Source organism: Methylomonas sp. TEB, assembly GCF_047777895.1.
GTDB lineage: Bacteria > Pseudomonadota > Gammaproteobacteria > Methylococcales > Methylomonadaceae > Methylomonas.
This window is the reverse complement of record NZ_CP180476.1, coordinates 4753944-4766772: the sequence shown is the minus strand read 5'-3', so window position 1 is coordinate 4766772 and position 12829 is coordinate 4753944. Positions and strand designations below refer to the sequence as shown.

Below are 12829 nucleotides of genomic sequence, written 5' to 3'. Positions count from 1 at the left end.
CTGAGGAGGGATGATGGAGCGATATAGATTAAGTTTTTGTAATGCCATCAAGCTGGATGAGGACTTGGCGGAGTTTATTGTCGATGAGGGAGTGGAACTCAACTTGGCGCTTGTCGACGAATATCATGCTTGGATCGTGGCGCATTTGCAGAGGCCCTATCTGCTGCTGGTGCACAAAGTAAACGCCTACCACTATGACTTCGCCTCGCAAACTGCTATGGGCACTTTGCTGGGTATTAAAGCGGCGGCATTTGTGGTGTATACCCATATCAGCCAGCTAACCACCCAAGTTATGCTGTCAATGCCGCGGGATGCCGATTGGGTTTATCGGATTTTTAATAATCGTGACGATGCGTTGATGTGGTTGGGAATGCAGCGGGAATCGAACGATCACGACGGAAAAACTTTAAAATCCACCTCCAAGTCATTAATTCGTTAGAATCTGTGTTTTCAGCCACAGATTGGGAAATTTTTTGTGACTCAGCTCAAATATCGTTCTATTTTTACGCCAGCCAGCGACGTGCAACGGCAGGAAAATTTTGCTGATTATTGGCTGTTTACCCAACAACATGGCGGTGAGTTATTGGAAGCGGACCGGGATTTGGCTAAAAAGCGCGAGCGATTGGCTTATTTTCAAAATAATCCGGTGCGCTTGCACAAGCCTTTGGCAGACCCGGAAGCATTTTATCGTAATTATGTGAAGATGGTGGACGATCCAAAATCCTTGGACAGGCTGACCTTATTACTCTGCGGTATTTATAAATTCGCGCGCCACGAGTGGGTAGGTATCAAAGGCGCCTGGGATGTGGTGCCGGATATGGCTAATTCGCATAGCGTGGAAGACAAAATTTCCCGAGTGCATCTGGCCGAAGAGTTTTGCCATTGGCGTTTGTTCGACGAAATGCTGAAAACCTGCGGATTAGAGCGGGTGGTATGGGAACCGTTGACCCCGTTTAAGGAAATGATCTACGAACAATTTCCGAAGTTGCCGGGGGTATTGATGGATACGCCGGCCTTCGTCACCGAGTTAATGGGCGTCAGCTTCTATTGTCATTTGTATCCCTTATTCGACGAGTTATTGGCCGACGAGCCGGAAGTTAGAGATCGTCTGAAAGCCTTGCTGGACGAAATCACCATCGACGAAGTCGCGCACGTCGGGCAACGCCGTAATTTCATCGGGCCGTTGGGCATTAAGATTGCCCGCTATCTGGTTAAGCCGTTTTACATACTGTTTTATCAGGACATTCCGGAAGTGGGCGAATTATTCGATGTCAAGCAAATGATCGCTCACGGCGAAGCGTTTGATTTTAATCAATTGCCGGACTATATGGTCGCCCGCAGTTGGATTCCCTCTTATTGCAAGGTTGCGGTTTAAAATCTGGTCTCGAAAGCGCCGGCAGATTCAACAATGATATGCCTAAGGTCGGGCGATACAAGCGCCTGGCCTGACACAAAGCAAGAACAGGCGCTTGGCTGATTTGGCTTAACGCAGAAACGGCAACATCACCCCAAACACCAAAATCAGCGTAGTGCCGATCAGGGCCGTTTGGCCGGGAATTTGTTCGAATAGCAAGACGCTCCAGGCTAAGCTTAATACCGGGGCCAAATACCCTATGGAGCTCACCAAGGCTGCTGGCGCGGCTTGATAAGCCCGAGTCATATAATGTTGCGCGCCGCTGCCCGACACGCCTACCAGGAGCAATAAGCCCCAGCTTTCCGCCGAGCCCGGCAGGCGATAGCCATACCGCGCAAAATAAATGCCGTGTAACGCCAAGCCCACCAGGCAAAAATAGAAAATTACCGTTTGCGGGGTATTGCTGCGCCCGGCACGCGCCACCATCAAATAGGCCAGCGCCGACAACAGGCCGGCCAGCAAGGCCATGGCTTGTCCGAATAAGTTGTGGCTATTTTCGAAATCAAATAGCAGCGATACCCCACTGAACGAGCCGATAATGGCCAGCCAAACCAATAGCGAGTTTTTTTGGCCCAAAACCAGTGGCCCTAACAACATGACGAACACACCGCTGCTGGCGGTCAGAAATGCGCTCTCGCCGGGGCCGATGCGGACGATGGCCGCAAACGACAGCATCAAGGCCGTGCTGCCGAACAAGCCGCGCAACCACAGCGAGGGGCGGGCGTCGCCGAACAGGCCGAGCAGTCGGCCGCCGATCAGCGCCGGAATTGTCAGGATCAAGAAATTGGCCAGGATGCGGATAAAGCTGATCATGCTGGGCGGCAAGCCGGTATCGAATAGGCCGATGGCGTATGCGCCGGCGTTCATGACCGAAAACAAGACACAAGCGACCAGCATATAACTCAGACCGAGGCGGCTGTTAGGCAGCGGCAAGATAGGCGTGGGAGTTTGGATGGTTTGCGGCTGATTAGTGTCGGCGGGCACTGGTGGCTTGGCTTAAGAGCGTCGGTAAGGGCGAATAGGTTGAGGATAGGGCCGTATCGGTTCGGCCTGACGGCTTGCGAGTCCAAAATGCACATCATTGCGCCGGCTACCGACGCATGGATGGTCAGCGTCGCGGGTATATTAACCTCTTAAGGTTTAGATGTGTGGTTTTTGGCGATACTGCGGGGGGATATGCCGAAATATTTGCTAAAAGCAGTGCTGAAATTGCTGGCGTGATTGTAGCCGACATAGGCGGCGGCAACATCGATTTGACAGCGGCTGGATTCTAATAACTGATAGGCGGTTTTCATGCGAATATCTAATAATAAGCCATACGGCGTCGTATTAAAAAAGTGATGAAACAATTGTTTTAATTTAAATTGATTGGTGCCGACACGTTTGGATAATTCGGCAACCGATGGCGGGTTTTTATATTCATTTAACAGAATGTTATGCGCGGCTTGGGCAATGGATTGGTCTTTTTTTGAAAAGATCGGCGATGTCTTTCGATTATCTTGCCATAGATGGGTCATTTCCGCGGCTAATATCGACAAGGCTTGACCGTGCATAAATACATGTCTTGCCGGATTATTCGGGTCGCAATTTAATAGCTGTCGCGTGGCTATTAATGCCGTATTTGAAATGGGTTTATAACTTATTAAACTAATGCCGTTCTTATTAAAAAATCGCGTTGCGGTATTTTCGCCGAAGTATCGACTCAACCAAGATTTACTCATCGAGAACCGCACTTGGGCCATTGGATTATTGGCTTGATATTGGCGCTCGCCAATACTGGAGCTGAATGCGGTGATCGACGTATAGCCTTCATTAAAAGTAATTTCCTGGCCCTGCGCATTAACGAATCGCGATTGCCCTTGCATGCCCAAAGTCACCACCAGGCGAGGGTTGTGCTGATCCATTCGGGTCAGAATAGCTAGATCCTGACTGGGCTGATAATGGGTTTCGATATAGTTCAAGTCTGGGTCGAGAGGAAATAATGTCGAGTAGCCTTTGCCTATGTCATCCGGCAGATACTCAGTCAGGCAGTTGCCTTGCTGGCGGGATTGCAATTCGTCGTTTTTGATGCGCCAGCGTCCCGCCGTTTTCTTCGTCATGGAAATCCCTGTGTTGGTACTAATAAGCAATTTTTATTTAAACTATGTTATTTGGCTTAATTAATGGTTGCTAAATAGGCCGCTGAGTTTTTTTGGATGAAGTAGTCGAAAATTCGGATATTACCGGCTGCTACTTATAGCATAAAAAATATTACTTTTAGCATATGAAAGTAACTCAGGCGGTTGCGAGTGATTCGTTAAAATCAGCATTGTGATAAACGCTTTCCATATTCGAACATTCAGCGATAAATGTTCAGTGGATAGGGTTTTATATTTGCCGAATGTTGACTGGAATGATCATGAAATACGCCGTGCTGCCCTTACTGAATTTACCCAAATCCTTGCTGGTTTTTTTTGCGCTACTGCAAGCCGGTACCGCCGTCCTGGCAGAGGAAAAGACTGACCAGCTCGATTCCACCGAGGTAGTCGCCAACCCTGTTATCGAAGAAAATCATGTGGACGAGTTCTCCGGCGTATCTGCGGTCGTCACTGAAGAACAAATCCGCGACCAAAATGCATTGGATCTGGCGTCGGTCCTGAAAAGAACGCCGGGCGTGCAGATCTCGCGTTACAACCCCGTCGGTGCGTTCGGCGGCGACCAGGGCGGTGCGGTGGCGATTCGTGGCCAGGGTGCCGGCCGGCCTGGTAGCGAGATCAAGACCTATATCGACGATATTCCTATGTATATGGCTACCTGGAACCATCCTTTGCTGGATTTGTTGCCCGTCAACGGCATGCAATCGATTACGGTTTACAAGGGCCCGCAGCCGGCTATCAACGGCAACAATTTCGGTTCGATCAACCTGCAAACCAAGGCTGCGGCGGAGGACGGTTTGCACGGCAGCGGCCGATTGTCTGGCGGCTTTTTCGGCACGATTACCGAACAAGCGGATGTGCAAGGCAAGTACGGCGATTTCGATTTCTCACTGGCGCAAGGCTACGCCAAATCAGACGGCCACCGCCAAAACGGCTACGGCGAGTTACGCAATGTGATGGGAAAAGCCGGCTATCAGTTAAATCCGCAATGGCGCTCGGATGTGACTTTTCTTTACGCGGATAACCAAGCCGGCGATCCCGGACAATACGGGGTAACGCCGCCTATCGGCGAGTACGATACGGTTGCGGGTATGGTCGCCGCCAGCCTCAGCCACGCGCACGGCGATTGGCAGGGCAAATTTACTCTCTACCATAACGGCGGCGACGGTAATTGGTTGAGTCAAAATACGTACTTCACCGGTTTTGCCGACAACCGCTCGAACCTGCTCAGCCAATACAGCATGGACGGCTTTCGCTGGAAAGAACAGTTTTCGCCCTGGCAGGGCGGCACCTTAACGGCTGGGATAGATAACGAGTGGCTGAACGGTAAAGTGACTAACCTGGGTGCTCAAACCGGTAACCAAGTTTATCAATTTGCGACACCAACTTTCCGGCTTACCAGCCCTTACGTGGCATTGAGTCACGACTTGGTGCTGAGCAAAGAGTGGGTGATGGTCCCGTCTGTCGGAGTGCGCTTTTACGACCATAGCCATTACCAATCCAAAGCCTCGCCGCATGCCGGATTGTCATTTGTCTCCGACGATTTAACCCTGTTCGGCAACGTCTCAAACGGCGTCAACTATCCCGGTATTGACGCGGCGGCTAACTCAGGCGCCTTGTCGAACGTGCCGTTAAATCTATTTTCCGGCGGCTTTTTACCGAATTTTTCAGCCGATGGTTGGCAAAACTTGTCGCCGGAAAACGTCGATCATGCTGAAGTGGGTTTGAAAGCTTCGCCCTTTAAAAGTACGCAAATCGATCTGAGCTTTTTCATCGATAACGTCAAGAATCGCTACGTGTTCGATTTAACCCAAGGCGCTTATATCAATTACGGCTCGTACTGGATGCGCGGCTTGGAAGCGTCGGTAAAACAAGACCTGATCGCCGACTGGAGCCTATTTGCCGGATTGACGCTACTCAACCCCAGTATCCCGAATTTGCCCTACACCCCGGAACAAGCGGTGACCGCCGGCATCAACGGCCCCATCGGCCCGTTACGTTTTTCCTTCGATCTGCAATACCAATCAAGAACCTGGGCGTTGAACCGCGCCCGGAATGTCGGTGAAGTTAATAACCAACGTGTCGAAGCCTTTACTGTGGCGAATACCCGGCTGGCCTATCCGATTGCCGAGTTAGGCAAAAAAGGCGAAGTGTTTGTCAGCGTGGAAAACTTGTTCGACAAGCGCTATGTCTATCGTCCCGGTTATCAAATGCCGGGCATTTGGGGGCAAATCGGTATTGCCGCAAGCTTCTAGGCGAGTTAATCCATATCCACTCGACAGCGCCGGCTTTCGCCGGCACTGCTTTTTTGAAATAGCCATGAAATCTCAATCTAGTTTAAAGCACTGCTACCGATTACTCTTGGTTTTGCTGTTGACGTTGCCGGGCAGCGTCGCCTACGCCCATGACCGAAATTTGCTCATCGCGGCAGCGCGGGTTTTCGATGGCTATACGCTCAGAAGCGATGCTGCGGTGCTGATAAGCGAAGGTAAGGTCGTCAGGATAGACAGCCGGGAAGCGTTTAACGATAGCGATGCGCCTCGGCTTGAGCTAGGCGATGCCACCTTATTGCCGGGCTTTATCGAATTGCACGCGCATCTTAGCTACCAACACGTACCGGCTGATACCGTGCTGCGCCATGGCATTACCACAGTGCGCGATGTCGGCGGGCCGCTGCATCAGCCTTACGGCGGCGACGGCAGCTTAAGACTGATGACGTCCGGGCCGATTATCACCGCCCCGGCAGGCTATCCGATCTCTAACTTGGGCGAAACCGACATTGCCATGCCGGTAGCCGACGCGCAGCAAGCGCGGCAAGCGGTGCGTAAACTAGTGGCCGGCGGCGCGGTAGTGATTAAAGTGGCGCTGGAGCCCGGCGGCGAAGCGGGCGCGCCTTGGTCTGGCGGACACACGCATGCACATTCCCACGCCCCTCACAGTAAAACCCACGATAAGCCCCGTAGTTGGCCGATGTTAGCACCGGCGGTGTTGGCGGCCATTGTCGATGAAGCCCATCTACTAGGTCGCCGGGTGGCGGCGCATCTTGCCGAGCCCAAAGGTGCGCAATTGGCCTTGGATGCCGGTGTCGACGAATGGGCGCACGCGCCCTGCGACAGCTTGCCGGACGCGCAATTGCAACGGGCCGCGGCGCAACAAGTCAGAATCGTCGGTACCATCGATACCTTGTCGAAATGTCCGGGCGTGAGCAGCAATGTCAGGCGCTTGGCCGAGTTGGGCGCGGAGTTTTTATATGGCGCGGAAATCGCCCACCCTGACATTCCCTGGGGCATAGATGGGCAGGAATTACTGTACTTACAACATCTGGCAGGTATGGCGCCGTTGGACGTACTGCGGACCGCAACCGCCAAAGCCGGCCAATACCTAAATGTGCCTTTACTTGGCAGCTTATTACCTGGCGCACCGGCCGATCTGATCGCGGTAAGAGGTGATCCGACGCAAAAGCTTAAATTGTTGGAATACCCTGATTTAGTGATGTCCGGCGGCAAGCTGATAATCAATTACTTCGAAAATTGATCGGTCCCGGTTCTATAGTGGCTCTGCTCAGCCTCTGGAAAACCAAAGTTCAAGGCTCTAACCCCGAGGTCTATGGAGTGCGTGCGTTTTAGCTGGGTATTTGTTGGCGGTTCCGGCTAAACTGCCGGCTAAGCTTGCTACCCAATCGCCATGCTCAGTAAAGACTTACTTCTTCAGGCCGGCAAAGCCATCCAGACTCAACCCCTGCGCGCCGCACTGATTATTTTGGCGATGAGCATAGGCGTGGCTGCCGTGAACGTGTTGACTGCATTGGGCGACAGCGCCCGCAATTATGTGGTCCACGAATTCGAATCGTTGGGCACCCATCTGCTTATCGTCTTGCCCGGCCGCACCGAAACCACTGGCGGCCACCCGCCCCTGTTCGGCGAAACCCCGCGCGATTTGACGCTGGACGATGCCGCTGCCTTATTCCGCAGCAAGCACGTCGCGGCGATTGCCCCGGTCAGTATCGGCTCCGCGCCGGTATCGGTTGGCGGTCTGGAGCGGGAAACCAATATCATGGGCTCCACGCATGCCTTGCTGCGCGTGCGGCATCTCACCATGGCCCAAGGCCAGTTTCTGCCGGAGGCCGACGCGGATAAGGAAATCTCGGTGTGCGTGATCGGCAAAAAAATCAGCGAGGAATTGTTTGCCCATCAGCAAGCGGTCGGGCAATGGCTGCGCATCAACGACCGGCGGTTTCGGGTGATTGGTGTGTTGGCTAAGGAAGGCCAATCGATAGGCACCGGCTTTGATGAACTAGTCATCGTACCGGTGGCTTCCGCGCAAGCCTTGTTCGACAGCCATTCCTTGTTTCGGATTTTAATTGAAGCCCACTCTGAAGCGGCCATGTATAAGGCCGTCGACGAGGTCCGCAATATCATCAAATTGCGACACGAAGGCGAGGACGATGTGACGGTGATTACCCAGGACAGCGTGGTCAATACCTTCGATAAAATCCTCACCGCGTTGACTTTTACCGTGGCCGGTATCGCCGCGGTCAGTCTGGCGGTGGCCGGGGTGTTGGTGATGAATGTGATGTTGGTCAGCGTCAGTCAACGCACTGCCGAAATTGGCTTGCTGAAAGCCTTGGGCGCCACGCAAAGCCAACTGCAACGCTGGTTTTTATGCGAAGCGGCCTTGTTGTCGCTGGCCGGCGCGCTGGTCGGCAGCGTACTCGGTCAGTTCGGTATTTTGATCTTGCAGTGGTTGTATCCGAACTTTCCAGTTGCTCTACCGATTTGGGCCAGAGTGTCGGCCTTGGCCGTCGCTTTAGTAACGGGGCTGGTTTTTGGGGTGTTGCCGGCTCGCAAGGCTGCGCGACTCGACCCAGTCGCGGCTTTGGCGAGGCGCTGAGATGATCTGGCTGGATTTAGCCAAGCTGGCGTTACGCAGCATCAGCAGCCATAAGCAGCGCTCTTTACTCACTGCCTTGGGCCTGATCATCGGCATCGCCGCAGTGGTGATTTTGACCTCCATCGGCCGCGGCATTCATAGTTTCGTGTTGGCGGAATTTACCCAGTTCGGCACGCATCTGATCGCGGTTTATCCCGGTAAAACCACCACCTTTGGCTTGTCCGGCGCCACCATCAGCACGGTGCGGCCTTTGTCCACGGCCGATGCCGCCAGCCTGGAAAATCTCGATCACGTGTTGGCCGCCATGCCCATGGTACAGGGCAATGCTCGGATCGAGGCCGGCAACAAACAGCGCCGGGCCAATGTGTTTGGCGTCGGCGCCGCCTTGCCGCAAGTATGGCAATTAAAAGTCGATAGCGGCCGCTTTTTACCCGACGACGGTTTGGATAATCCGCGCGCGTTCGCGGTGTTGGGCAGTAAGATGCGCACGGAATTATTCGGCAATACCCATCCGCTGGGGCAACGGATTCGCATCGGTAGTGACCGGTTTCGGGTGATCGGGGTGATGCAGGCTAAAGGGCAGATGCTGGGTTTTGACCTGGACGATACGGTGTTCGTTGCCGCCGGCAAGGCCATGGAGATGTTTGATCGGCAGAGTTTGATGGAAATCGATCTGCTATACAGCAGTGAGACCAGCGCGGAAACGGTGGAGCAAGCCATCAAACGCCGCTTGATAGCGCGGCACGGTGCCGAGGATTTTACGATAGTTACCCAAAACCAAATGTTGGAAAAAATGGATTCGGTATTGAGTGTATTGACCTTGGCGGTGGCGGCGCTGGGTAGTATCTCGTTACTGGTGGGCTCGGTCGGTATTCTTACCATCATGACCATCGCCGTGTCGGAACGGGTATCGGAGATTGGTTTGTTGCGGGCTATTGGTGCCGAGCGTGGCATGGTGTTTAAGCTGTTTCTCGGCGAAGCGATGTTGTTGAGTCTGGTCGGCGGTTTCGGCGGCGTTTTATTGGGCGTGGCACTGGTAAAACTCGCCGCTGCTTTCGTGCCGGCATTACCGGTGCAATTGGCCTGGAATTACATCGTTGCCGCTTTTGCGATTTCCTTGTTTATCGGCGTTGCGGCCGGTGTGGTGCCGGCCATCAAGGCCGCTAGATTGAACCCGCTGGAAGCGTTGCGGGCGGAATGAGCTATGCCCGCTGTAAAAAATGAGGGTAATCAGGGCCTCTGTCAGCGTGGCGAATGGATTCGGCCAAGTTGGATTCTGGGCTATGCTTATCAGCATTGGTAGCCAATGTTTTTCAAGAGGCCTTTATGCTGAATATTAGTAATTATTACGAGCGATTGGTGATAGACCGGCTTTGGAAGCTTGCTGAGCAGGCCGACGAGCCTTTCAGTCAAGCATTTCAGGAAGACGTGGCCTGTCTGGCGCTGAACCAATTACCGCCGTGTTATGTGCGGAACACCATCGATAAGGGTATTAATGTCAGCGAGCAGCAATATCAGGAGATGGCGGGTGCTGTCGATATGGCGGTGGAGCAGGCGATAAAGCAGGTTTTGCGCCGTCCTCGCGAGCACCGCAATGATTGAGTTTTTGTCATTAACCTTTGACGTCGCCGATTCGGTAAAGCCATGAAAACCGCTTTGATTTTTTTACTAATAGCTGGCGGTTTGCCGGCTTGCGATTCTTCACCGCCAGACAAGGCGAGTCCGCCAGTGGTGCCGCAGTCGCTGGCTGATGCAATCAAGCAACCCATGGATCAGGCCAGGGATGCGGAAAAGCAAATTTTTGAAAGCGCGGATCGGCAGAAACAGCAGGCAGACGAGATGTAAGGTGGGGCAGAGATTCGATAACCGTGTTATTGAATCTCTGCCGCCAAGTACCCTGCCGCTGGCGCGAGCAGGGTGGGTTGGGCTTACTTAAATTTAGGGCAGTCGAGATAGTCGGGATGTGCGGAAATAACCACGGCAACCCGGTGATTCTGATCCGCCGTGTTATCGGGGCCACCCGCTTCGCCGATAGCTTTGGAGACCAGTTGCGAGGCTCTGGCACCGTTTTTAATCAGCAGTTCGGTAACGGATTTAGCCCTTCTTTCCGATAAGGCTTGGTTAGCCGCAGGTTTACCCACTGTGTCGGTGGAAGCAGTGACAGTCGCTGTCGCATCGGGATGGTCGTGTAAAAAGTGACCGATATGGCTGATGGTGTCTTCCTTGGTTTTAAACGGCACATGGCTGCCGGTTTTAAAGTAGGCCACGGTTTCGTGAATGGTTTCCACGTGATGGTGGTTTTGCGAATGGGCTTCGGTCAGCCATTGGCAATACTCTTTTTCCGAAGCCAAAACGTGTGCCGCGGCCGATTTTGCGGCCTCTTGCGCTTTCAGACTCTCGTCGATGTTCCAGTAATAATCGTTTTGCCAATGTTTCAACACATGATTGGCGGTTTTCAAGTCCTGTTCAGCTGCTGAAGCATGGAGCAAAGCTTGGCCGTAATGACCTTTGGATGCAGCATCAATCTCAGCGCTGAGCCCGGCCACATCCTTTTTCGGCGTGGAACAGGCGGCCAGCGACAGAGCCATAACGGCAAGCGGGATGTATACGTATTTTTTTGTCATGATCTTATCCTCAATATCGAGCGGTATCGTCCGCGTTACTTGCCATGATCCAGCGTGTCGGTATAGCCGTGATCCAGCGGGCCGAAATGAGTCCAGTAGCCGGGGTAATGCAGACCGAAGTAACGGGTATCTTCGCTAAAACGATCCCAGACGTAGGGCGGAGAGATAAATTCATCGGTGGGAATCGGCGAGGCAATCAGCTCCGCTACGCCTATTACGGTGCGGCTGACGGTGTGAGCTACGCCACGCAGCAGACCCCAACTTGAACCCAGCAGAATGTTTTGGTCGTGAGTGATGTTGACCACGTTTTTAGGGATTTCAATAAAACTGAAGGTGGTGTTAGCAAAGCCTTGGCTAACTCTGGAAGTGAAACCTGCCAGATAACCCGGATGGTTTTCGTCCGCATTTGCCATTTGGCTGGCCAATAATGCACCTGACAGCAAACAGGTGGTGAGGAATTTATTTTTATTCATGTTAGATACTCCCGTGGTGTTACAAATTTAATTCTACGTAGCATGCCTAAGCATAGCAGCAGAACGCCGAAAACACTGGAAGTTGGACAGTAACGCACGGCGCGGATAAATGCAAATACCTTATGAAGCCAGGTGTTTGTATTGGCCGGCTGGCAAGCCAAAGTTATCGGGCGTCGATTTCTACGCGATTTCGGCCGTTTTTCTTGGCGCGGTAAAGGGCGTCGTCGGCTGCTTGAATAATGGCTTCCAGGGAGGTGTCGGCCATTATCCGGCACGAGCAGACGCCAATCGAAAGGGTGGTGGGTATGGGCTGGCTTTGGTATTGAAACGTATGTTGCATCACCGTCAGTCTGATGCGCTCCGCCAAATTGGTTGCGGCATCGCTGGAAATATCCCGCAACAACATGATGAATTCTTCGCCGCCGTAGCGGGCCAGGAAATCCTCCTGGCGCATTTCCGCATTCAGGATTTTCGCCAGTTCTTTAAGGACCTGATCGCCGGCGAGATGGCCGAAATTGTCGTTGGTGCGCTTGAAATGGTCGGCGTCGCACATCATCACCGTTAATCGGGTTTCGTTGCGTTTACAAAAAGACAATTCCTGTTGCGCGCGCAGCATGAAGGCGTTGCGGTTCAGAATGTTGGTCATCGCATCCAGATTCGCCGCCGCGTATAGCGCCTGTTCGGATTTGGCTTCGTTGGCGCGTTTGTAATCGATTTTTAAGTAAGTGTCGCCCAACAGGATTCGGTCGAGTAATTCGAGTTTATGTTTTGCGACCCGTTTGCCATTGACGTAGGTGCCGTTGGTGGAGTTTAAGTCTTCCAGCAGGATATGCTGGTTTTGTACCCAAAGTCTGCCGTGGCGCCGGGAGACCTTAGGGTCGGGAATCAGAATGTCCACGGCCGGTTCGCGGCCCAACACATGCTGATGATGGTGCAATTTGTATTGCTTGCCTTGATCGCTACCGGATAACACCACCAAATACGGCTCAAGCTCCGAAGTGTCACGACTGTTTTCGGATAATTTGCCGATTAAGGTGTTGGACAAGATTAACTGAGTTTTGTCGGGAGGCGTGGTCATCGGGCGAGTCCTAATCATCTCCTGGCTTGGGTAATGAAATATGCTTTTGGGGCGTTACTCGGGCAGTTGCGAGACTATCTTGCCAGTCAGGCGCGCTGTAAGAAACCTCCTACAGGGCCCAGTGTCGCAGATAGGCGGATGGCTAGCAAGGGATGTAAGCATGTGGCCAAACGATTTGAGGCCATGTTCAGCGTGGCGCGGTAAGAACTGCTCAG

The 12829-nt window shown here is 52.9% G+C and carries 13 protein-coding genes; 8 read left to right on the top strand and 5 right to left on the bottom strand.

All coding sequences use genetic code 11. The features are described from left to right. The first annotated feature begins 10 nt into the window (after positions 1–10). A complete protein-coding gene (locus ACMXD4_RS21650) occupies positions 11–439 on the top strand; it encodes a hypothetical protein (protein WP_415879339.1) in 429 nt (142 codons plus the stop codon). Positions 440–475: 36 nt separating this feature from the next. Beyond that, on the top strand, positions 476–1375 hold the full coding sequence (locus ACMXD4_RS21645; protein WP_415879338.1) for a hypothetical protein: 900 nt from the start codon (positions 476–478) through the stop codon (positions 1373–1375). A gap of 108 nt (positions 1376–1483) precedes the next feature. Here the strand turns inward: ACMXD4_RS21645 and ACMXD4_RS21640 are convergent, their stop codons facing one another. Further along, positions 1484–2398 (bottom strand): DMT family transporter, encoded by a 915-nt coding sequence (locus ACMXD4_RS21640; protein ID WP_319961635.1) that lies wholly within the window; start codon positions 2396–2398, stop codon positions 1484–1486. 149 nt (positions 2399–2547) lie between these two features. Next, positions 2548–3513, bottom strand: coding sequence for a helix-turn-helix domain-containing protein (locus tag ACMXD4_RS21635; protein WP_415879337.1), 966 nt, complete (start codon positions 3511–3513; stop codon positions 2548–2550). A 299-nt stretch (positions 3514–3812) separates the two neighbouring features. On the opposite strand from ACMXD4_RS21635, the gene ACMXD4_RS21630 reads away from it, so the two are divergent. From ACMXD4_RS21630 to ACMXD4_RS21605, 6 genes are all read left to right on the top strand, one after another. Beyond that, entirely contained in the window at positions 3813–5804 is a 1992-nt protein-coding gene (locus ACMXD4_RS21630) for a TonB-dependent receptor (protein ID WP_415879336.1), read from the top strand. Positions 5805–5868: 64 nt separating this feature from the next. After that, entirely contained in the window at positions 5869–7083 is a 1215-nt protein-coding gene (locus tag ACMXD4_RS21625) for an amidohydrolase family protein (RefSeq protein ID WP_415879335.1), read from the top strand. Positions 7084–7233: 150 nt separating this feature from the next. Then, a complete protein-coding gene (locus tag ACMXD4_RS21620) occupies positions 7234–8439 on the top strand; it encodes an ABC transporter permease (protein ID WP_171697259.1) in 1206 nt (401 codons plus the stop codon). 1 nt (position 8440) lies between these two features. After that, positions 8441–9640, top strand: coding sequence for an ABC transporter permease (locus ACMXD4_RS21615; RefSeq protein WP_171697260.1), 1200 nt, complete (start codon positions 8441–8443; stop codon positions 9638–9640). A gap of 125 nt (positions 9641–9765) precedes the next feature. Continuing rightward, positions 9766–10041: a late competence development ComFB family protein gene (locus ACMXD4_RS21610; protein ID WP_033156993.1), complete on the top strand. Its 276-nt coding sequence runs from the start codon at positions 9766–9768 to the stop codon at positions 10039–10041. A gap of 42 nt (positions 10042–10083) precedes the next feature. After that, positions 10084–10284: a hypothetical protein gene (locus ACMXD4_RS21605; protein WP_415879334.1), complete on the top strand. Its 201-nt coding sequence runs from the start codon at positions 10084–10086 to the stop codon at positions 10282–10284. A gap of 83 nt (positions 10285–10367) precedes the next feature. Here ACMXD4_RS21605 and ACMXD4_RS21600 read toward each other — a convergent pair whose 3' ends face one another. The 3 genes from ACMXD4_RS21600 to ACMXD4_RS21590 form a co-directional block, all read right to left on the bottom strand. Continuing rightward, positions 10368–11063 carry an OmpA family protein gene (locus tag ACMXD4_RS21600; RefSeq protein WP_033156808.1) on the bottom strand — a complete coding sequence of 232 codons (696 nt, stop codon included), beginning with the start codon at positions 11061–11063 and terminating at the stop codon, positions 10368–10370. Between the two features lie 35 nt (positions 11064–11098). Further along, positions 11099–11536 (bottom strand): exosortase system-associated protein, TIGR04073 family, encoded by a 438-nt coding sequence (locus ACMXD4_RS21595; RefSeq protein ID WP_033156807.1) that lies wholly within the window; start codon positions 11534–11536, stop codon positions 11099–11101. Positions 11537–11699: 163 nt separating this feature from the next. Further along, complete coding sequence (locus tag ACMXD4_RS21590) at positions 11700–12614, bottom strand: diguanylate cyclase (RefSeq protein WP_415879333.1); 915 nt, start codon at positions 12612–12614, stop codon at positions 11700–11702. Between the last annotated feature and the right edge of the window lie 215 nt (positions 12615–12829).